General features: G+C 49.6%; 22 protein-coding genes and 1 other RNA gene. 11 read left to right on the top strand and 12 right to left on the bottom strand.

Features of this window, described 5'->3' with window-relative positions; all coding sequences use genetic code 11:
• Window positions 1-1,379: 1,379 nt before the first annotated feature.
• The 3 genes from KJI95_RS10160 to KJI95_RS10150 all read right to left on the bottom strand — a co-directional run bounded on the left by KJI95_RS10160 (window position 1,380) and on the right by KJI95_RS10150 (window position 4,510).
• A complete protein-coding gene (locus KJI95_RS10160) occupies window positions 1,380-3,296 on the bottom strand; it encodes a tetratricopeptide repeat-containing diguanylate cyclase (RefSeq protein WP_214507080.1) in 1,917 nt (638 codons plus the stop codon).
• A 6-nt stretch (window positions 3,297-3,302) separates the two neighbouring features.
• Complete coding sequence (locus KJI95_RS10155) at window positions 3,303-3,518, bottom strand: hypothetical protein (protein ID WP_214507079.1); 216 nt, start codon at window positions 3,516-3,518, stop codon at window positions 3,303-3,305.
• Between the two features lie 200 nt (window positions 3,519-3,718).
• Window positions 3,719-4,510, bottom strand: coding sequence for an SAM-dependent methyltransferase (locus tag KJI95_RS10150; protein WP_214507078.1), 792 nt, complete (start codon window positions 4,508-4,510; stop codon window positions 3,719-3,721).
• A 327-nt stretch (window positions 4,511-4,837) separates the two neighbouring features.
• On the opposite strand from KJI95_RS10150, the gene KJI95_RS10145 reads away from it, so the two are divergent.
• A complete protein-coding gene (locus tag KJI95_RS10145) occupies window positions 4,838-5,332 on the top strand; it encodes an outer membrane protein assembly factor BamE (protein ID WP_214507077.1) in 495 nt (164 codons plus the stop codon).
• 148 nt (window positions 5,333-5,480) lie between these two features.
• Here KJI95_RS10145 and KJI95_RS10140 read toward each other — a convergent pair whose 3' ends face one another.
• Window positions 5,481-5,813 carry an RnfH family protein gene (locus KJI95_RS10140; protein ID WP_214507076.1) on the bottom strand — a complete coding sequence of 111 codons (333 nt, stop codon included), beginning with the start codon at window positions 5,811-5,813 and terminating at the stop codon, window positions 5,481-5,483.
• Complete coding sequence (locus KJI95_RS10135; protein ID WP_214507075.1) at window positions 5,803-6,237, bottom strand: SRPBCC family protein; 435 nt, start codon at window positions 6,235-6,237, stop codon at window positions 5,803-5,805. Before KJI95_RS10135 ends, KJI95_RS10140 begins: the two co-directional genes overlap by 11 nt.
• A 182-nt stretch (window positions 6,238-6,419) precedes the next feature.
• On the opposite strand from KJI95_RS10135, the gene smpB reads away from it, so the two are divergent.
• The 8 genes from smpB (at window position 6,420) to KJI95_RS10095 (ending at window position 13,345) form a co-directional block, all read left to right on the top strand.
• On the top strand, window positions 6,420-6,902 hold the full coding sequence (gene smpB, locus KJI95_RS10130; RefSeq protein ID WP_214507074.1) for an SsrA-binding protein SmpB: 483 nt from the start codon (window positions 6,420-6,422) through the stop codon (window positions 6,900-6,902).
• A gap of 95 nt (window positions 6,903-6,997) precedes the next feature.
• Window positions 6,998-7,353: a transfer-messenger RNA gene (gene ssrA, locus KJI95_RS10125) on the top strand.
• 254 nt (window positions 7,354-7,607) lie between these two features.
• Window positions 7,608-8,837 (top strand): integrase domain-containing protein, encoded by a 1,230-nt coding sequence (locus KJI95_RS10120; protein ID WP_214507073.1) that lies wholly within the window; start codon window positions 7,608-7,610, stop codon window positions 8,835-8,837.
• On the top strand, window positions 8,837-9,613 hold the full coding sequence (locus KJI95_RS10115) for a hypothetical protein (protein WP_214507072.1): 777 nt from the start codon (window positions 8,837-8,839) through the stop codon (window positions 9,611-9,613). The genes KJI95_RS10120 and KJI95_RS10115 overlap by 1 nt, the downstream gene beginning before the upstream one ends.
• A gap of 899 nt (window positions 9,614-10,512) precedes the next feature.
• Window positions 10,513-10,782: a helix-turn-helix transcriptional regulator gene (locus KJI95_RS10110; RefSeq protein ID WP_214507071.1), complete on the top strand. Its 270-nt coding sequence runs from the start codon at window positions 10,513-10,515 to the stop codon at window positions 10,780-10,782.
• A gap of 252 nt (window positions 10,783-11,034) precedes the next feature.
• The gene (locus tag KJI95_RS10105; RefSeq protein ID WP_490156924.1) at window positions 11,035-11,625 is read left to right on the top strand and encodes a YagK/YfjJ domain-containing protein; all 591 of its coding nucleotides are present in this window, start codon (window positions 11,035-11,037) and stop codon (window positions 11,623-11,625) included.
• A gap of 187 nt (window positions 11,626-11,812) precedes the next feature.
• Window positions 11,813-12,814 carry a hypothetical protein gene (locus KJI95_RS10100; protein ID WP_214507069.1) on the top strand — a complete coding sequence of 334 codons (1,002 nt, stop codon included), beginning with the start codon at window positions 11,813-11,815 and terminating at the stop codon, window positions 12,812-12,814.
• Between the two features lie 66 nt (window positions 12,815-12,880).
• The gene (locus KJI95_RS10095; protein ID WP_214507068.1) at window positions 12,881-13,345 is read left to right on the top strand and encodes a hypothetical protein; all 465 of its coding nucleotides are present in this window, start codon (window positions 12,881-12,883) and stop codon (window positions 13,343-13,345) included.
• A 100-nt stretch (window positions 13,346-13,445) separates the two neighbouring features.
• On the opposite strand, the gene KJI95_RS10090 is transcribed toward KJI95_RS10095, so the two are convergent.
• The 6 genes from KJI95_RS10090 to KJI95_RS10065 form a co-directional block, all read right to left on the bottom strand.
• On the bottom strand, window positions 13,446-14,180 hold the full coding sequence (locus tag KJI95_RS10090) for a DUF429 domain-containing protein (protein ID WP_214507067.1): 735 nt from the start codon (window positions 14,178-14,180) through the stop codon (window positions 13,446-13,448).
• A gap of 23 nt (window positions 14,181-14,203) precedes the next feature.
• Window positions 14,204-15,187, bottom strand: a complete 984-nt coding sequence (locus tag KJI95_RS10085) for a hypothetical protein (protein WP_214507066.1) — start codon at window positions 15,185-15,187, stop codon at window positions 14,204-14,206.
• A gap of 113 nt (window positions 15,188-15,300) precedes the next feature.
• Entirely contained in the window at window positions 15,301-15,780 is a 480-nt protein-coding gene (locus KJI95_RS10080; RefSeq protein WP_214507065.1) for a hypothetical protein, read from the bottom strand.
• Window positions 15,780-16,487 carry a DUF3800 domain-containing protein gene (locus tag KJI95_RS10075; RefSeq protein ID WP_214507064.1) on the bottom strand — a complete coding sequence of 236 codons (708 nt, stop codon included), beginning with the start codon at window positions 16,485-16,487 and terminating at the stop codon, window positions 15,780-15,782. Before KJI95_RS10075 ends, KJI95_RS10080 begins: the two co-directional genes overlap by 1 nt.
• On the bottom strand, window positions 16,487-18,352 hold the full coding sequence (locus KJI95_RS10070) for a restriction endonuclease subunit S (protein ID WP_214507063.1): 1,866 nt from the start codon (window positions 18,350-18,352) through the stop codon (window positions 16,487-16,489). Before KJI95_RS10070 ends, KJI95_RS10075 begins: the two co-directional genes overlap by 1 nt.
• Complete coding sequence (locus tag KJI95_RS10065) at window positions 18,352-19,842, bottom strand: type I restriction-modification system subunit M (protein ID WP_214507062.1); 1,491 nt, start codon at window positions 19,840-19,842, stop codon at window positions 18,352-18,354. The genes KJI95_RS10070 and KJI95_RS10065 overlap by 1 nt, the downstream gene beginning before the upstream one ends.
• Before the next feature lie 248 nt (window positions 19,843-20,090).
• Here KJI95_RS10065 and KJI95_RS10060 point away from each other — a divergent pair, with 248 nt between their 5' ends.
• Window positions 20,091-20,498 (top strand): hypothetical protein, encoded by a 408-nt coding sequence (locus KJI95_RS10060; RefSeq protein WP_214507061.1) that lies wholly within the window; start codon window positions 20,091-20,093, stop codon window positions 20,496-20,498.
• 175 nt (window positions 20,499-20,673) lie between these two features.
• Here the strand turns inward: KJI95_RS10060 and KJI95_RS10055 are convergent, their stop codons facing one another.
• A complete protein-coding gene (locus tag KJI95_RS10055; RefSeq protein ID WP_208158409.1) occupies window positions 20,674-20,823 on the bottom strand; it encodes a hypothetical protein in 150 nt (49 codons plus the stop codon).
• Window positions 20,824-20,897: 74 nt separating this feature from the next.
• On the opposite strand from KJI95_RS10055, the gene KJI95_RS10050 reads away from it, so the two are divergent.
• Window positions 20,898-21,266 carry a hypothetical protein gene (locus KJI95_RS10050; RefSeq protein WP_214507060.1) on the top strand — a complete coding sequence of 123 codons (369 nt, stop codon included), beginning with the start codon at window positions 20,898-20,900 and terminating at the stop codon, window positions 21,264-21,266.
• The last annotated feature ends 22 nt before the right edge of the window (window positions 21,267-21,288 follow it).

The raw sequence follows: 21,288 nt of genomic DNA, 5'->3' as shown, positions 1-21,288 counted from the left end.
GGCTTCGGTGTGCCTTGCGTTCATAAATGATTCGTCAGTGCTTACAGCGTCTGTGCCTACATCGTCAGTGCCTGTTGCGCTGCGGCTTTATCAAGGCTGGCGACTATGTCTCTTCGCCAGGCTTTACCGCATCGTTCGCAGCATCGTTCGTTACATCGTTCACAACGCTGAGTTTTGGCGCTGCGCCGATATCGCACTGCTTAACCATTACAACGTTCATCGGCACACACTCAAATCCGCCAAATGTTCGTTTCAGACAAAAAACTAGCGAGAAACATTTGTAATTGCAACAGTCCACCAGGCGAGAAAATGGGTAAATAACGGTCAAAAAATGCCAGTAAAATTGGTAAGACCAAAACAAGAAACACGATTTAAATTCATAACATTCAATATCTTTGAAAATAGATCGAGAACATCATCTAATATTTACGGAAAGTTGTCTTACCAACTAACCACGCCTGCCATGATGTAATTTATTACGTATTTTAATTACCAATCGTAAATTTATTGGTACAGTATTTTCGCTATTTGACTTTGGTATAAGCCGATAAGCCTGTTTCGAACAACACAGTGAGCATTAAAAAAATCACCTTTAATTACAGCAACATAAAACTAAAATTAAACAGCATAAATTCAAACGACCGTTTCAATGTTACGTTTACGTAAACAGCAAAAAATTGACTGACAGGACAACCTCAGCTTGAGCGGACGTCGCCAGATCAACAAGTTGGCAACAAGTGGTCAAAGCAAAAAATAATTCAAATTTTTTAAATTATTTTGCAATTTCAGCGCCTGCAAACGCTTAAACCTATTGCTGTGGCCCTTAAAAGGTCAGCAAACTGCTCAATCGCTGATAGACGCCGACGCTGGAAGCTGGCAGTTGGAAGTTGGAAGTTGCCTGTTGAAAATTTGAAATGGGACAATGGCTGTTGAGAGATGGCTGTTGAAAATTTGAAGTGGGACAATGGCTGTTGAGAGATGGCGGTTGAACGATTGCCGCTCATATTGAAGCAGAGCCAAAGCGCACTTATCGGCACAGCAATAACCCGGCCAGTAGGCTTCAGCCGGGCTTACCCCGACGCCAGCCTTGCTTTATCCAACGCCAGCCAGGCGTTACCCAGCAGCAGATGCACCGCTCGAGCTGTTGTTGTTAAAAATGCGCTCATCGACAGGCTCTGCTTGAAAGGCTCTGCATTAAAGGTTCTGTTTGCGACGCACTGCAGCACCTCTCAGTTCGAAAGCTGTGCTCAAGGTGCGCTGTTAAAGCGGAAATCCCAGATGAAAGGCCCAGATTGAAGGCTCAGATGAAAGGCTCAGATGAAAGGCTCAGCAGCAAGGAACTCGGCCCACAAAGAGGGTAAGCAAGTACAGATAAGAGCTTAGCTGCCCGCGCGCTCTTTTTGTGCCTTGGCAGCAACAGATACCGCGCCACCGAGAAGCGGCATGGCAGCTGCCACCTCATCCGCAACCGAAGGGGCAAGTGGATTGCCTGCGATATTTTCAGGGGCTTGAGGAGCCTCTTTGGGCGCAGGACCTTGCTTAGGCTCACCCATTAGCACATCAGAAAACTCTTTCCCATCCAGCACCACGGTATTGCGGCCGCAATGCTTTGCCATATAAAGCGAGCGGTCAGCACGGACTATCATGGGGTCGAGGCTCAAGTCGTCGGTGGTAAGCTCAGTCACTCCAAAACTTGCACTTAAGCTGAACTTGTGGCCGCTGTAATGGGTGTCAACCTCATGGATGGCGCGCCGACATTGCTGGGCAATCTCACTGGCTTCAACACCTGAAATACCGGGCAGCATAATCATAAATTCTTCACCGCCAAAGCGGGACAGAATATGCTCGCCGCTCACGTTGCGGTTAAGCTCGGAGCGCAGCACATCCACCACTTTTTTCAGTGCCCAGTCGCCGGTGGCATGGCCAAAATCATCGTTTATCCGCTTAAAGAAATCCAAATCGAGCAGAATCAGTGATGCCGGCTCGCCCACCGCCATGCAGCTTACCAGCGCATTTTCACTCTTTTCCTGACCTGTGGCACGGTTATAGGTGCCGGTGAGGCCATCACGCTGAGCAAGGCGCATAAAGCGGTTTCGCTGCGACAATCCAAGCGCCAGTATCAGCGACAGAAAGGTACAAATCCCCAAAAGCACAGTCGTGGCCATCAAGGCTCCCGAATGCTCTCTGGAAATGGTTTCTTTCTGTACCAGATAACCGTCGCGCTCGCTGTTGAGCAGTGAGATCTCCCGTCGCTGCTCTTCGAAGTTGAACTTGGCCGCCTGATAGGCCATCTCCCGGGCCGTGGTTTCATCCACAATACGGGTGGCATATTCCACTTCTTTCTGCCGGGCGTCGAAGGCCTGTTTGTAATCACCGCGCTCGGCAGCCACTTCTGCCAGTACCAGCCAGGCATCTTGCAATGCTCTGTCGTCAGCAGCTGAATTGGCTACCACCTGTGACGCTAACGCACCTGCCTTTGCGCTATCTCCGCTGGCTAAAAATGCCTTCGCGAGCAGACTTTGCGTAGAGGGGATTTCGATCGCAAACCCAAATTTGCCATATTCGGCCAACGCCTGTTCGAGGCGGGCAGCAGCAAGCGCAATTTTGCTTTCCAGAAGATAGACCTCGCCGGCCCCCTTCGTTGCCATAGTGGCAATCAGTGGCAGGCTGTGCTGCGTGCAATAACTCTGTGTTTGCTCAAAAGCAGTCAACGCCTTGGCGAGCTCTTCTCTCCTCATCAGGGAAGCAGCAACATAGAGATTGGCGTAACAAATGTCCTTAACGGCGTCCTCAGGTGCCAGGTTCAATGCCTTGCTGGCATACATGCCGACCTGATCGAACAATCCCATTTGAAAGTACAGGCTGGCTAAGCGAATGTAAGCGCTGCGCTGGATATCTTTATCTTCGATGGTGTTGATGAGGGACAGCATGTCGCTGATGTGAGCCATTGATTCGGAATACCGCTTCTGAATGAAGCTCACCGTAGCCAGATATCCCAGGATTTGAACTTTCTCCGGAGTACTCGAACTGTTGGACAATGCCGATTCGAGCGAACTCACCGCCACTATATAATCTGCCTGAAAAATTCGATAAATCCCCTCCAACATATCGAATCTAACAAGTTGCGCTTTAGACAAATCAGACTTATTGAATCGTCGCAACTCTGCAATTGCTTCTTCTGGCGAAGCCTTCATCGTCTCTTCGATTTTATCTAGAGACTCATCAATTGAAACGCCGAAAGCCCTACCTCCAGAAAGGGATAGGGCAAGGAACAGAGTGAAAGTGAAAATTCGCATCCAGGGTCAGTTATCGTTGCCGTGATTCACCACAATATAGGTCTGAAACTCTTCTTCGCCACCCAAGGACTTAAGCTGGCTCTTATCGCCACTCATCACCGCCTGGATTTCATCATCTCTGAGGCCATTGGCACGCATCACCCCTTGGGGGTCTTTTTTGTAGGCCTCCAGCAGCGCCGCATCTTCGCCCAACTTTTTCAAAAACTCATTCAGTGTCGCCATTCTATTCTCCTTCGCTTGTTATAAGTTGTTGTCGAGTCTTTCTCTCTTGTTCTTTGGCTCTCTTGGCTTCTTGGCCCTTTGGCTTTTGCCGGTGTATCTGAATTTATTGGCTATCGCTGTTTTGTACCCTTATTACGATTACCTCATCGCGAATACTTGGTTAGCCTTGCTGGCACCTTTATGCCAGATCCGCAGGCAACTTATGCCAGATCCGCGGGCGTCAGCCCCAGCATAGCCAGCACCTCTAGGTTATGTTCAAGCTTTTGTGCCGGTGGCACCAATAAGGTAGTGGCCGGGTCCATCTCGGCGTCCGGCAGGTCTTTGAGTGCCAGCCGGCAAATCCTCGGTTCATGCACAGGTAAAAACGCCGCCTCGTACAGCACCACTTCATGCTCCAGCGGATACCACTGGCTAAGCTGTTTCACCAATACCTGCAGTCGGTCGCGGCTGGTGTGAAACCGGGTCAGGGTGTTTTCCCCCGCCAGCGCGATTTGCCACAGCAGCAAGTGGCAACAGGGGGCTGGCTGATGGCGAAAAAACATAAACTGGCTGGCTTCAAAGCTCTGATGGCCACTCTGAGCCGGGTCTATGCCCAAATCGGCCCACAGGCAATCTTCGGCCGAAATGCCAGGCTCCATCCAGGCCTCTATTCCTAAAGCCGTGCAGCGGCGGATAGCCATATGGGGCACACAGGCAAATACGCCCGGGTGACCATAAAAAGCCCCCACTACTCTCCTGCCACTTTGGGCGGCCTCAACCATGGCCTGAGTCATCTGCTCGTAGGTCAGGCGACGGTTTTTGATTTCATCGCCCTGGGCATAAAACTGCTGCAGGTTGACCACATTGGCATTGAGCCCCTCAATATAACGCTGGGCAAAGCCATCGGGCATCAGGCTGAATACGATATCGGCATGCTCTATATGGCTCTTTGCCCGCACACTGATTTGGCCTGCAAGGCCTATTCCCGTTCCTACACAAACCAAGCTTGCCACAAACTGCTCCGACCCCATGGTGCAAATATCACATTTTTATAACTTTTGGCCAAGTTTGCAATATAAACCACAAGCTTGATTGAAAGTTAACAAACTATTTTGTATCAACAAGATAACGGCAAAGTGACCAAAGACTATGCAGTTCAGTCATGGTAAGTTACAAGGTTAATACCTTTGACTTACAGCAATAGTACCCAAGGTGAGGGAACCTTGGCGCGACACTAAGGTCGAATTGCTGCATCTGGCGCCTTTTGGTCCTGCGCCCTTGTCAGTCTTACCCGCCCTTGGGTATGATGAGCCGCAGTTTTTATGGAATAAGCAATCACGATGTTGATAAAGAAGCAAAGTCTTACCCTGCTGGGGGCCGCAGCCCTCTCATTGTCTCTGTCCGGCTGCAGTGTTTTCGATTGGCTCGTGTACAAGCCCGATATCCCTCAGGGCAACTATATGGAACCGCAACAGGTTGAAAAGCTGCGCATCAGCATGACCAAGGAGCAGGCCGAATACGTGCTTGGCCGCCCGGTGCTGCGCGACAGTTTCGCCGATGACACCTGGTACTATGTGTATCACTTCAAAAGCGGCCGCGATGCCAGCATCATCCACAAAGAGCTGGTGCTTTACTTCGCCGGAGATCGCCTGGTGCAGGTAAAGGGTGACTATGAGCTGTCGAGCGACTTCAACACCCCGCTTGAACAAAGCAAGCTGCCAAGCGTTAACGCCGCCGATGGCGAAGGCCAGCCGCTGGTGCCTGAGCAGCGCGGCGATGAAAAGCCGCTGGTTGAAGAAAAGAAAATTCAGCAAAGCGCCGAAAGCAAGTATTGATAGCAGGTGTATTGATAGCAGGTGTATTGATAGCTGGTATCGATAGCTGACATTGGCAGCGAGTCCAACAAAAAAGCGCCCGATGGCGCTTTTTTAATGGCTGCTTAGCAGTAACTTCAGGCGTTGGCAGATAACGCCATTGGATGAATTACAGTTTGCCGCCGGTAATTTTGTTGGCGCGGCCTTCGTCTTTGGCCTTTTCGGCGCGCTGACGGCGCACATCCTTGGGATCGGCAATCAAAGGGCGGTAAATCTCAATCCGGTTGCCGGGCAGCACTTCATCATCGTGCTTCACCAAACGGCTGAAACTGCCAAGCTTGACGTTTTCAAGGTCAATCTCAGGGAAAAAGGCCGCAATATTGCTCTGGCGCACCGCCTCAATAAAAGAGGTGCCCGGCGCAATCATCACATGCACCACCTTTTGCTTTGCCGGCAGCGCGTAAATCACGTCTACCCCAAATTTTTCGTTATCACTGGCCATAGACCACCTTTGCCCTGCCGGTAAACGCCGTTACCATAGATGACACCAACTCTTTGAATACCTTTCCAAAAGCTAAATCTGCCAGGCCGCTGGAAAACTCAAAATCCAGTTCAAAGTCCACCTTGCAGGCATCTTCCGTCAGCTCAGTAAACCGCCACTCGCCCTGCAGATGCTTAAAGGGCCCATTTTCCAGCACCAGCGCAATATGCTTGCCCGGCACCACCTGATTACGGGTGGTAAAAGTGCGGGCAATGCCAGCCTTACTCACATCCACCGACGCCACCATGGTGTGACCATCAAACGAAATCACCTTGCCGCCGACGCAGCCCGGCAAAAAATCTTTGTAAGACTCAACATCATTGACCAGTTCGTACATTTGCATGGCACTGAATCTGACCAGCACACTACGGGTAACCTTGGGCATTGGTTTGCATTCACCGTGAGGGATTTACTCTTGGTCGCGGATTGTAACACGGCTTTGGCAAAAGGTGGCAGCCACCGCCCAGTACAAAAACTCGCCAATAAAAACATTCGCTTGCCAAAAGATACAAATATTCTTGGGCGGTCAATTCCAAATTGCCGACCCCACGTTATAATAGCCCGCCTATGGTAAAGAAAAATGCAAAAAAGGCCGCTCAGCCGGCCACGATCGCCCGCAACAAGCGCGCGACCTTCGAATACCGATTCGATGAAAAATACGAGGCAGGCCTGTCCCTGATGGGATGGGAGGTCAAGTCTATCCGCGCCGGCAAAATCAACATCTCCGAAAGCTACGTGATGTTGAAAAATGGCGAGGCCTACCTGCACCACTGCCATATCACTCCACTGCACGCCGCGTCGACCCACGTGGTATGTGACCCAACCCGCCCACGCAAACTGTTGCTTAACCGCAAAGAAATCGACCGTCTGGCCGGTTTGGTTGAGCGCCAGGGTTATGCCATCGTGCCCATCTCCATGTACTGGCGTAAAGGCGCCTGGGTAAAAGTCGAGATTGGCCTGGGTAAGGGTAAAAAAGATCACGACAAGCGCGAAGACATCAAGCAGCGCGACTGGGCCCTTGAAAAAGCCCGGGTAATGAAGAACAAATAAACTGTCTGACTTAGTACACAAATCAGACAGTTGATTGCAACTTCCAAATAATGCCTTGGAATTGAGGGCAGCATGGGAGTACAATCAAGTTTCTTGGGGGCGATTCTGGATTCGACGGGATTCGCGAAACTCCGGGAGCATGCCGAGGGGCGGTTGGCCTCGTAAAAAGCCGCAAAGTTATAGTTGCAAACGACGATAACTACGCTCTGGCTGCTTAATTAGCGCCAGCCATCTACCACAGGTCTCGCACATGGGCAGTGGATATGATGGTCACCTTACATCGTGCTAGCGAGGGAACCTTGTCTGGGGGTGAACCGCGAAACAGTACCAGGCTCACCGTTAGAAATCCTGTCTTTCGGAGTTCGAGCGGTTAAACAAAAGAGAGACTAAGCATGTAGCGCCTTGAGCGTAGGTTTTTCGGACGCGGGTTCAAGTCCCGCCGCCTCCACCAAACCTCTGAACTAAGACGTCCTAGGACGTCTTTTTTCTTGCCTGTAAAACGCAAAAATCAATAACTTAGCCTCAAAACTGTTCCTTTTTCGTCCAAAACCGTTTGGTTGCATCCGGCATTTTTAGTAACATGGGTAGTAACACAGCACTTCCCTGCCATTTTCCTGTGTTACTAAAAAAGCGTAAGTGCCTGTTTAATATATGGTTATTCGATAGATTCGTTGCTGTACCCGTGTTACTTTCAGGAGTTTCACCATGCCACGACTTGCTAAACCGTTGAGTGATAAAGAAATTAAACAAGCCAAACCTAAAGCCGCCGAGTACGGTCTTAGTGACGGCAACGGGCTTATTCTCAGAATACGGCCAACGGGCTCAAAAACCTGGATGCTGAATTACATCCGGCCTCATGTAAAAACCCGCACCAATTTCACCCTCGGTTCCTACCCCGAAGTCTCCCTCGCTCAGGCCCGTAAAAAAGCACTCGAAGCACGTGAGTTGTTGGCACAGGGTATCGACCCCAAGCAAGAGCGGGATCAGCAAGCTGCCGAGCAGGCTGCTTTGGTTGAACATACCTTTGAGCGCGTTGCCGCCGACTGGTTTGCCATCAAGAAAGAATCAGTGACCGAAGGCCACGCCAATGCGACATGGAACTCGCTCAGCCGCAGCTTATTACCCGCCATAGGCAAACTGCCCATTGGCCAAATCAATGCACCCTTGGTGGTAAAAGTGCTTCGGCCAATTGAGGCTCAAGGCAGTCTGGAAACAGTAAAGCGGCTGACGCAGCGTATTAATGAGATCATGACCTTCGCAGTCAATACCGGCCTTATTCATGCCAACCCCCTCGCCGGGATCAAAGCCGCGTTTAAGACACCGAAAAAGAAGAACATGGCGGCACTATCCCCCGCCGAGCTGCCTGAGCTCATGACCAAGGTTGCCAACGCCAATATCAAAAAAGTTACCCGCTGCATGATCCACTGGCAGCTGCACACCATGACACGCCCCAACGAAGCCGCGGCCGCCAGATGGGATGAAATTGATGAGGCTAACCGGCTTTGGATTATCCCCGCAGAGCGGATGAAGATGCGCCGTGAGCATGTCATCCCCCTTACTGACGAGACCATGGCACTGCTCGACACCTTAAGACCTATCTCTGGCCATCGTGACTACCTGTTCCCATCAGATAAAGACCCCAATACCCATACCCATGTGCAATCAGCCAACATGGCCCTCAAGCGCATGGGGCTGGCTGGCCGCACTACCGCCCATGGCCTGCGATCCTTGGCCAGCACTACGCTTAACGAGCAAGGGTTTGACTGGGATGTGGTTGAAGCCGCCCTCGCCCACACCGACAAAAACCAGGTGCGCAGCGCCTATAACCGAGCATCCTATTTGGAACGTCGCCGGATGATGATGGCGTGGTGGAGCAAGCATGTTGTTAGCTCGATAACTCGCGTAATGAAATCACCCATTTTGAGGACTGCCTGATGCCAAATCGCCAACTGATGCGTACTCAGCCAATAACAGGCCAGGACAGACAACAATTGCAGGCCTACGGTTTTTCAGACAATGAAATTGACCTGTTACGATGCTGGGTGATGGAAAGCACATGGGAAAAGGGTGAACGCAGTGACGCCTTCAAAGAGCTAAGTGCTATTGCTGCGACGTTGGAGAAAATGCAAAACAAACTCATCCGGCTTGGTCATCGAAATACCGCCATGGTTAGGGATATTTTGCATATCCACCAGCAGCTTGATGCTAACGGTATCCCCCCGGGATTTCTCGCAACCAATTTCAGCTACTTGGATTATCTGGACGCTGCGCAAAAACAGTTGCCTCCAGCATCGGATGTCATGCAAACACTCTGCGCTAATCTACAAAAACTACAGAGTGCAATAGGCCTATACACCAACAATATGCAATCAAGCTTATTGCTGCGTCAGGGGCCAACCTTACTCGAAAAGAAACTCTCGACAGGAAAAGAGCTGCTGATGCAGGGCCTTCACCATGCCTGGATACAAAAATATCCCGCTGATAAAGAGGTTTGCAGTGACGCTTTTTTTAACTTCATGGCTATCTTGTTTCAAAGCTGTGATGCCAATAATGATGAGGTTCCCGATCCTGAGGTCTGCAGGCGATGGTGGTCTTTCTGTACTAAGCAAAACTTGAGAACCGGGGAGAATCTTCATTACCCCATCAATCGTTGGGTAAACGATGATGGGACAGAATCATACACCCCACCCAAAGACTTTCTGAGCGATTAGCCAGCCCCAAGTCGGTAGCCTTGGCTGAATTCGTATCTATTTGAGCCCCCCTCTCGCCGCACTGGTTAAGCCAATGCGGCATTTTCGTTGTGAGATACCAACGCCAAGCCACCTGGCTATAACAAAACGTCAAAAGCAAGCGTCACACCAAATACCTAACACCCATTGAACGGATACAGAACAGGCGATGAACGGGCGCGGCACGGCCAAGCCACAGGTGAACAACGGACGATGAACGCGTCACTGTAAATACTTAACGCCCGTTGAACGGATACAGAACAGGCGATGAACGTGCTCGGCACGGCCAAGCCACGCGTGAACAACGGACGATGAACGCGTCACAGCAAATACCTAACGCCCGTTGAACGGATACAGAACAGGCGATGAACGGGCGCGGCACGGCCAAGCCACGGGTGAATAACGGACGATGAACGCGTCACAGTAAATGCTATGACACGTAGCTGACGCGTGGCTCACGCGTGTGGGACGGCTCACTGACACGACATTGCAGTTGCATTGACACGCCATTGCAGTTTCACTGACGCGACACGGCTGTTGCAATGAGTCAGCAATGAGGTTTCATGGATAGCTCACTGAGCGCTCACTGACACACCGCTGGAATATCAGTGATGCAGCACTGAGCTCCCGAACCAATTCACACAGCCCTTATTCTGCCAAGACGACTTCGACCAATGGCTTTGATGGATGTAGGGAAAGTTGGCAGAGCATCCAAAGGGCGTAGTAGGGGGGGGGTCATACTTTTTTCCAAACGGCCTTATCAGAATCGCTTTCCAGCGTCAGGAACAAAAACGCCATTTTTTTCTTCATTTTTGTCCCTGAACCTTTTTGCCCAGCAATTCAAGATGTGTCCAGTACCAACCGCTAAAGGATAAAGACACATGAATACGTCCACTCAATTTCAAATCTACCGCAAGCCTGAAGTACTGCAGACACTGGCCATCAGCAAAAGCACCCTGCATGAATGGATTAACGACGGACTCCTGCCACCACCGGTCAATCTGGGGCGCAGAGCCGTTGGCTGGTACAAACACGAAATCGAGCATTTGCTGATTGCCATGGGCGCCGGGCTGAACAGGGATGAGATACGCCAGGTCGTGGGGCAAATAACCCAAGCTCGTCTGGCGGCATGGAACAAACTACGCCAATAGGCGTGATCTCCTGGCAACATTCGTGAGCAAGGATTGCTCCGCCCCTTGCCGGACAGCAATACACAGTAACGGGCATCAAGCGCAGTTTTTTACCTCAAGAATTTCGAACTCCTGTTGTCGGTGCAACCCTTGGCAGTGCGGCAAAGTAGCCCTCTACACGTGGGCCGAATTTTGGGGGATATTTATAATATCTGCCTTTAATGGAAGAGCTTTTAAAGAAATACTAACCAACGGCCCTAAGGTGAATTCACAGTGAACAGCCAATCGAGCCAGTTTTATGGTACCCATGCTGACTTTGCTCACTTTGAATATGCAGGTCAATTTTGGACCATTAACAGCAAAGGTTCTGGCTGCTGCCCCAAGATGCTCCGCACGATATTTGAGCAAGTGTTTTCGTTTCAGGCATTGCATCGCCGCACCTTCGCGCTTCGGATAGACCTGCGTCAGCCCGATACGCCGGACGATAACCAAAGGATGACGGTGTTTTTAAGAAGGCTGACCAAGGCCTTGAAGGCCCATTATCAGATTAAGCACCTGGGATATTTTTGGGCGCGAGAGCGCCACCAAGTCGTCAACCCACATTATCACCTGCTGCTGTTACTCGATGGCAAGCAGGTACATTACGCCCCCACCGTGATTGAGTTCTGCCAAACCCACTGGGAAAACCTCTCTGGCAGCGTCTATGTACCGGCCAACTGTTACTACCAGCTTACCCGGGGAGACGAGGAGACATTACGGCGACTGCTGTACCGGGCAAGTTACCTTGCCAAGCTCAGAGGAAAAGACCAGCGGCCCAGCCAAACCAAGCGCTATGGGGCGAGTAGGTTAAAAGCGGCGCATTAGAAGTCTACAGCACCTCATGTCACAAACACCCCAATAACATCACCACCACAACCATTAACATTTCCAAACAATTTGATATCATCTAAATTTATTAGCAATCTGACCAGAAGAGCAGATATTTTATCGCCTAAGTACCACCAAAAATAACAGTAAATTGGATATTAATATTATAAATAACGGATGAAATATGAATCTTGAAGATATCGTGCTAAAAACTAACAACAGTGCATTTAAAAAAAACATATTTTCTTCAATTTTACTACTGCCTATTCTGTTAGCCATGTATCTGCATACGCAGAATGTGCATGAAAAATACTGGGGGGATAAAAGCAGATACGGCAAAGAACAAGGTACTATCTATGCGGTGCAAACCGTTGAGTTATCGACTGCTGCAGCTGGTTATCCGATGAATGTTGCGCGCTTATTGGCGCAAGGGGATCTCGAGGAAATCCAAAACTTCGTCAACACTGGCTATGGACTGTTCGGTTTTGCTGTCACCCGATGTGGTGCAGGTTCTACCAAAAGCACCTGTGTAGACGAAACCATATTGGCTAAGACCACTCCGTGGGATCATTGGATTAATGATGGCAACATTAGTCAGCTTATCAAAAACTCTGATTACAGCGTGCTCACCAATCAGCACGATGCCGGTATAGACTGGTCATATAAAGCACCAAAATACGACGATATTATTGACCGCGAGTTTGAACCTGCTGGTGACATTATTGGCAGGCTTTACTACATCAGAAAGCCCAAACCAAGCTATTGGGAGCAACTTTACAAGTTTGTCGTTAAGGATATGCTGAATGGTACTTCATCAGACACCAAGTATTATCTTCCGATTTTATTCAGCTATTTAATGGTTTGGATAATCGCCTGCTTACTTTTAACTAAGTCCATAGCTTGGTATAGCGACAAAATCATCAAATCCAGGAAAGAGATTGAACTGATAGATGAAAACTCCAGTTTAAAAGACCAAGAAGATAAGCTGAAATCAGATATTGACCAACTTTCCAATGCGATTGACAGTGAAAAGCGGCAGCGTAAATTACAAGTAGAGCAACTTTCAAAAGCACTTAACAGTGAGCAACTTAAGCATGAGTTAAAAGTAAAAGACCTCTCTAAAAAGCTGAATGACGAAGAAACTCAGCATATTTATACCCTCGAGGAAAAATCTCAGCTGGAGTAGGAGAAAAAACGGCTAGAAGCTGAACTGGAAAATATTAAGAAGAAACGCAAAAACAACGAAGACGAGTTGCTCCGTCTCAAGAAAAAATCTTATCCAGAATATGAAAAGCTACAATCCTTTATCGATGGCTTAAATTGCTACAGCCCAGTACAGATACACATTCCGCAATCACTCCTAAAAGAAATCAGTGATGACCTGATAATGTTGAAACACGCCGGTATCACGCTCAGCCAAATCACGGAAGGCATTGACTACATCATACAAAAAGAGCCTGGCAGCAGCGATTTCAACCGAACGTTTGAATTAATGACACACAGTTTCAGACCATACAACATCATGCACAGCAAACATCGCAAGATCCGGTTTTACTTTCAGGTAAAGGCACAGGATGAAATTACCATCCTGATGATCCGCGACCAAAATCATGCAGTGCACGACAAGCCTGAAGAACAAGAGTTGCTCGCCCGCGCCAGTAATATAACTCAGCCCATCTATTCAGCGCCACACAAAGCTAGCCCAGCATATCAATAAAATCAGTTGCTTAATTATTTTATAAATCAGCCCCGTTCTTCGGGGCTGATTTGCTTATTCACTGACAAGCTTACAAGCACACTGCCATAAACAATCGTAATCACACCACTATGTAGTCCCGTGTAACTGGGCCATCGCACGGCTTTGGCGGAAACACCTTGGTTAACCCCAGCTGATGCCGGGCGGCGATGTAGAGGCAAATAATGGCATCAAGGCCATCTTCGTTGTGTTTGAGCGCCTGGCCCCTGAGCGAGTTTATTCGCTCTGGATCAATCCATGCTGTTAGCGTGGCTGGCAGCGAAAGCGTTAAATCAGTCCGAGTGGTGAGTGAGCAAATATGATTGGCAAGTTTGATTTGCCCTACCCTGCGTTCCGCCACCTTGCCCTTTTTGTAGCCTAGGCGATATGGGAGGTTAAATATCTCTATCAAGGCCGGATGGGGGTAGCACTCTATCTGCCAGCGTGGGCCCGCAAGGTGATTATAACCTTGGCTTAGCAGTGCCTTGGACAGCCTCACCCCAAGCGCATCGGGGAAAAGCGTCAGATTGCTTGTATGGCAGGAAGCGCCCCGGCTGCCATAATGCTGACCAATTAACCGCTCACAGTCGCGGTTGCTGCTGTGGTTATTGATAATCAGCGGCGCGTCAATGGCTATCCCTGTTGGACGAGCCGCTTCGACTTTTGACAGCAGTTCTTCCGGGCTAAAAACCTTGACTGTCAGCTCATCAAGGTTCAGCACTGAGCCTTGTAGCGTGCCTGTCGCCAGTCCGCTGCAATTACCGCCCTGCCAACTTAAATCGAGCCCCATCAGTTTTATGCGGGTATCTTTATTCATGTGAGTTCCAAGAGTTAACTCAGCTACGGCAATTGTGCTTTGAACAGCTTGCCATGATCGCCAAAGCCCGAGTCCATTAGCCCTTGCTGGTGATATTCAAGCCATCGGTTCAGGGCACTTTGTTTGCCAAACTCGCCTTCTCTGATGCCATGCAAAAATACATCAGGATGGGTGGTTAGGTCTTCGGCCTGCCAGCGCTTGCCTGACAGTAACCCCCGCTCTTCCCCCTCTCCGGGGAAGCACTTCAAGCTTGCCAAGGCATCAAACTGCGCCCAAGAAACTATGAGCCCATTAAGGTACCAGTCCCGTCGCCAAGCCTGGGCGACACATGCGGCGAGATCGGCGCGTGATTTCCAATAGCCGTAATCCCAGAAGTCACAAAAACGATAGCGGTAAATATGCTCGTTACCCAGTATCCCTATCGATTCGGCCAGCAGTATCAGGACATTATATCCATCATTCCGAGGTGGGCAGTTAATCAGCCAACCAAATTTCAGGGATGTGGATTCTGATGTCGGCAGCGAGTCCAGATAGGGGCCAAACTCAGCAACACACTGGTAGAAGTGTTTTGTTTCATAAACCTGCTCCGAGCCGCCTTCAAGCCACTCAAGCCTTACCCCAAATAAGGTTGCAGCGGATTCGAGCAAATCAGGTGTCAGGGCCTTCATAAGTTCGGTTTCTGATTCAACCTGATGGAGAGTGAGACCATGACCAAAGAAGCGTGGAATTTGTCCACGGGCAACACCATGGACGGCGAATAAGTTGATAAGCCGCTGTGCTGTATTGAGCACCACGGGCTCGGGATTACGCCACCTTTTGTACCTGTCCCGTAGCTGGAACAGAGCCTCTATGTCTCCGAAACTAATCATGAAATCCTTTCCCTGGTTTTGTGTGGCATGTAACAGATAGGCTTCAGCTACTCGCAAAAATAAAAATAAACATAAACAATTGCATAAGTAAATCAGCCCGATACTTCTCTTGACACATCCCCAATGGGGACCTAACATGCGCCTATCTCATCTACCATCTTTCGAGTGTCAGTGTAGAAGGAGTTACGGCCCCGTCCTTTTCGGAGGGCGCGGCCAGCCTAATACCCCTCTCGATAGCAAAGCTCCCCCAACTAGATTGCCCCGTAGCGCTGCCAACGCTTGTTGTATTTGCGCCTTTGGTGTTCGTACTCAATAAAATATGCAGTCCAAGGCAATATGTACTCTCCTCGATCATCCAGAATTACCAGATAACCCTCTTCCTCAAGGAAAATAAAAATACGTCGCTGATTTCCCTTAGGTTCAGCCCAAACTTTTAGAACCGGGTCAGTACTGTTGCCTATAACAGGTTTCGGCCAACGAATACGTTCACAACGGCGCATGTCCGGCACACGCTCAGCCTCGTCCTCGCCGGTTGACATCATATGCCAGAAGGTCGCTGATTTACCGTCGTATTCAGGGTGTCGTTTCAACCCAAGGCGCTTGCCCCTGAACTCAGGTTTGCTGTGCACAAAGTCCTGCTCAAACGCGGCGTAAACCGCGTCAAAGTAGCGTTGCCAATTGCCATTATAATCTTCAAGTAACAGTAACGCTGGCAGCCATAACGGTTGCATCACCAACTCCCTCTGCCATTCCATACCATCAAATTGAATTTACTTTCCCGAAGCAGCGTATTCTGGGTCAGCTTATAGCCGCTGCGCTGACGGATACGTTCAACCAGTGCCAGCTTGGCCTCACTGCCACGTAAATGCCGGTGCAGATAACCCAAAGCGCCTATCAGCAAGTCAGCCACTTGCAACAGCTCGGCCTCGTGGGAATGAATGCGTTGCACCCGGTCGATGATTTTTTTGGAATAGTCATAGGCATTGTTGCAGAGCACATCGTGCAGTTTGCTTACCCGCTCATGGCCCAACGTGTCTTTGATATCGATATAGACGCGATAGCTGTTTTGCGGCTCAAAGATGGTCTTTAACATGACAAAGTACATTTTGTAGTACCAGTCATCATGGCTTTGGCCAAACGCCTTGTGATCCAGTTGCGACTTGTCCGGGATCACCAAACCACGAAAGTGCATATCATCGTCATCGAAAAAGTAATCCAGCACATCCAGGTAAAAACTGAGCTTAGACTTGCTGACTTTGGTCCATTTGACCTCAAAATCGGCTGGCAGACGGTGCCTTTGCTTAATCTCCCTTAAGCGCGTGGTTATCTCCAGCCGCTTATCCAGCGGGCACCATACCGCGCCCAGCACCATAGCCGGTTGGCCATCGCTTTCAAGATGGCAGGACTCGTCGCAATACACATTAAATATCTGGCTCATCAGGCAAGGGCTCCATCCACTAGCGCATCGGTGAGCTTGAGCTGGGTTTGCTGACTGTCGCTGAGGCGCTGTTTGAGTTGGTCGCACAACAGAAGTAAACAATTAGTTATATTGACTATTTTATCCTGTTCATTTCTTGGCGGTAAAGCAAACAAAGCTCGTTGCACTTTGCTGGGAGATGAATGTCTTACAGTTGTACCAGAGCAACTTTTCGCTAACTCACTTCTTAAATATGGAGCATTAAAATACCAGTAGATATAATCTTTACTGAAATTATCCATGTAGGGCGAAAGCTTTGCTAAACGTTGATTGTGCAGATAAATTTTTCCATCATTAGGAATGAAGGCCGCACTACCTAACAATCCCGGGGCCTGCTCTGTCAGAGGAATAATTAGATCGTTAGCTTCAAAAACAAATTCTTTATCCAGCGGACCGTCATAATACTTAGTTTTATCACCGCGGTCTCTGAATCCTCCTGTCTCATAAAAACTACCGGGCGTAGTCAGTACGTATGGACCTGAACCATCCAGAAAATACGAACTTTTAAATGCATATCCGTGTTTCAATGAAATTACATCATCCACACGGCACCACTCCCAGCCTTTGGGTAGAGGGAATGGTTTCTCGTCCTCGGTGATGGCGGGGAGCGGTTTGTCTTTTTTGATTTTCTTCTCTTTCACCAAACGTGCTTTTTCGGCGGCGATGCGCTCGAGCAGTTTGGCTGCAGGTTCGTCATTTGGGTCTTGGGGCACCAGCTTACCCATGACGGCCAGTTGCAGTATGGTCTGCTTTAAGGCATCGATGCTGGCTTCGGTGGTAAACAGGGTATCGAAGTGGTCGCTGATGCGGGCCCAGTTGGCCATGAAGTCATCTGCACCGGCAGAGTTAATCAGCGAGCCCTCAGCAGTTGCCGAAGACGACAGTAAAGAGCCCTCAGCCCTTGCCGGAGGCGACAGTAAAGAGCCCTCAGCGCTTGCCGGAGGCAACAGTAAGGAATCCAACAGGACGGTTACCAGCTGCTGGTGGGCCTCGATGCTGGCGTCGGTTTGCTGCTCCAGCTGGTCACACAACGCCATCAGCTCATCCACTTTGGCAACGATGCGGTGTTGTTCTTCTAAGGGCGGTAGTGCAATAGTAAAAGCCCTAATTTTTCCCAAGGATATAAACGATTGGACGGCACCGGAGGCCTCCTGGCGAAATATCTTTTGTGCAAAAAGCAAATATAGAAGTAAGAATAAAGGAGAAGAAAACTCACTGGAGTAATATTTAAAAAGAGCGACATTTTTTATGCTAAACTCGCGATCAACCTTAATCAAAACAGGATTTCCAATACTACCTATCATCGCAAAAATAATATCATTCCGCTCTACCAAGGAACGTTCTGATATTTTTTTATGATCGGATTCAGATATGTATTTAACATCTGAAAAATCAAGTTCTCCACTTGATATATTCTTACTTGTTACCAAAGGGTACCCTTGATCACAGTACTTTGGTGTGTCATGAGTCCCATCTCTTACGTCATAAACATCAACAAGTCTTGCACACTCCCACCCCACCGGCAGCGCAAACGGCTTCTCGTCTTCAGCAATTTCTGGCAACGCCTTGGGCTTTTTAATCTTGCCCTCTTTCACCAAGCGGGCCTTTTCAGCGGCAATGCGCTCCAGCAGCACAGACGCGGGTTCGTCATTGGGATCCTGTGGCACCAGCTTGCCGCGCACGGCCAGCTCCAAAATCAGCTCGCGCAGCTTTTTGATACCGTAAAGCCCAAGCTTTTTGTTGCTGCCACGGCCGGAGGCGGACTTGGCTTGAATCGCGGCTGTCCAGATATCGATATGTTCTGTAATTAGCTTCTCGACCGACATCAGTTGTTCTCTCCCTGAGTGCCGGCGCTGAGCGCCTTACCGAGAATGTCTTTCAGCTGGGTGCGCAGCGCGCTTATCTGCTGCTGCTGGGCGGCAAAGCGGGCGAGCAGTTCGTCCGGGTCGTGGCTTTCGACCTCACCGACATGGGGGTTTTTGATGTCGAGGTTGAAATTGCGCTCGATTAGGGTATCGATGCTGACCTTCCAGGCGTGCTGGTTCTCTACCCGGGCGGCAAAGCCGTCGGCCTCATCGCCCCACCACTGGATTTCGGCGTCGAACTCTTCAAACTTCATCGGCTTGGTTTTGCTGTAGTTTTTTACGCCGTCCGGATAGGGGTGCTCGTAGAACCAGACGTCTTTGGTGGGCTGACCCTTGGTGAAGAACAGAATATTGGTTTTGATGCCGGTGTAGGGGTTAAACACGCCGTTTGGCAGGCGCACTATGGTGTGCAGGTTGCAGCTGTCACAGAGCAGCTTTTTGATTTTGGTTTTAACGCCTTCGCCAAACAGGGTGCCGTCGGGCAGGACCACGGCGGCGCGGCCGCCTTTGCCATTGATAGCAGGGGCCAGAATTTCGATGATGAGCTGCAGGAACAAGTCGGCGGTTTCCCGGGTTTGCATGTCGGCCGGGAAGTTCTTTTCAATGCCGTCTTCTTCGGTGCCGCCAAAGGGCGGGTTGGTGATGATGACATCGACATCGTTATCCCAGCTGGACAGCGGCTGGCTTAAGGTATTGCCGTGTTTAATTTGCACCGGCACCTCGATGCCGTGCAGCAACATGTTGGTGGTACACAGGAGGTGCGGCAGCTGCTTTTTCTCGACGCCGTGGATTTGCTGCTGCAATAACTGATGCTCGGCGGCGGTGCTGACCTGAGCTTTCAGGTGCTCGACCGCACAGGCAAGAAAGCCACCGGTGCCGCAGGCCGGGTCCATGATTTTTTCGCCAAGCTTTGGGTTAATGCGATTAACCATAAACTTGGTGACGGCGCGGGGGGTATAGAACTCACCGGCATTACCGGCGCTTTGCAAGTCGCGCAGGATTTGCTCGTAGATGTCACCAAACAGATGGCGCTCGCTGGAGTCGGTAAAATCGACCTCGTTGAGTTTGTTGATCACCTGGCGCAGCAGGGTGCCGTTTTTCATGTAGTTGAAGGCATCGCTGAAGGCTTCTTTCACCACATAACCACGGGGGTTGGTGTCTTTGGGGGCGGTTAGGTTTTTCAGGTCAACAAACAGCTCGTTGTTGATGAATTCCAACAGTTCATCGCCGGTAATGCCTTCTTTGTCTTCGGCCCAGTTGCGCCACAGATACTCGCTGGGGATAGGTAAGCGGTAGTCGTCCTGCTCAAATTCCAGTTCCTGCTCCTGGGCATCAAATATCTTCAGAAACAGCAGCCATGAAAGCTGGCCGAGGCGCTGGGCATCGCCATCGACGCCGGCATCTTTGCGCATGATGTCCTGGATGGATTTAATAACGGAACTGATGGACATAAATGAAATCTCTGAATACCTGAAAATGCTTGGGATAGTAGCAAAATAGTGGCCGCAGTACACTGATACAGAGTCGAATTTCGGGATGAACCGCAGAGGCTTGGCGATTAAAAAATCAGCTTGCAGCAAGCGGTTAACGCAAGGCATCACAAAATCTGCTTATCGCGGCCACAAAGCCTGTGCAAGGGGTAAGACTTTGTGCTTAAATGCGCGCCATAACAACTCATTAACAGGGACGATGGTGAGCCATGATTATTGAATGCCCCCACTGCAAACACAACAACGAAATAGAATACGCAGAAAATATCTGCTGCAAAAAATGTGATAAAAACTATAAGGGCTATAAATTTTCAAAGCATAAATGGCTTGCCACTGGAACCATTATTGTTGGCGTGGTCTTTGGAATTCATACAGGCAAAGATCACCTGCTGCACGACAATGCCGATCGTTATCCATTGCAAGTGGAATATGCCTTTTTAGACAGCTGCGTTAACGGTAGCAATAACCTGCACACCATCAGTGACTATCAGAATAAACGTGAGCGCTGCGTATGTGCCATGGCTGAGTCGCAAAAGAAAATGAGTTACGCGGAGGCCAGTAAAAATCCAAACAGCTTTAAGACACTGTTTGAGACTTACTTCCGTAACTGCGTTTAATCCGCAATAGTAAAAAGCCTGCCATACATGGCAGGCTTTATATCTCAGCGGTGATTAACGCTTAGGTGTATTACCACGGCCCGGGCCGGACGGATTACCGGTTTTGCTGGGGTAATTAGGGTTTTGGGCACGGGGTGATGGCTTGATACAGGTTACTGATTTCATGGTTCACTCCTTATTTGGTGGCTTTTTGGTTAGTGGCTGCAGCGCTTTGGGCGCGGGCGGCAAAAGAGCCTTTGGCGACCTGGCCATTGCCCTGCTTGGCTGTACCAGACTGAATACGAGCAGCGGCTGCGGGTGTCATAGGGGTTTTATTGTTGGACATAATCTATTCCTTTAATGAGTTAATTGGGTGTCTTCGCTAAGACAGGCACAGAATCGCACAGGGACAGGGGACAAATGGGGACAGCGCAAAAGCAAAAACGAATTAAAGAAATACTGAGAAAGCTACAGCTGAGTATTCCGAACTTTGCCGGACTGGTTTACGAGGCACTTTATGTAGACGACTGTGGCGATTTTGGCGCGAGTAATGCGGATGAAGAGCGCAGATTTGCAGGAAAAATAAAAAAGCAGCTAAGCCGCTCCTCTACCCCCGAGGCGTTGCTGGATAAATACCTTGAGATACTGGCCCAGCAGCCGGGTTACGAGGCGTTAAAGCTTGGGTATGTTCAGAGCCGCTATGTGCCCCATGCTTGTTTGAGTGATGAATTGACAGAGATTATGACCCAGCTTTCTGCCGAGCTGGATGCCCGGGCAGAGCTGGATTGAACCTGAGCAGCAGAGCGTAATG

Origin of the sequence: Shewanella jiangmenensis (genome assembly GCF_018596335.1) — a bacterium.
Lineage (GTDB): Bacteria > Pseudomonadota > Gammaproteobacteria > Enterobacterales > Shewanellaceae > Shewanella > Shewanella jiangmenensis.
Note: the sequence above shows the minus strand (reverse complement) of the source record. Positions and strands in the feature narration are given on the sequence as shown.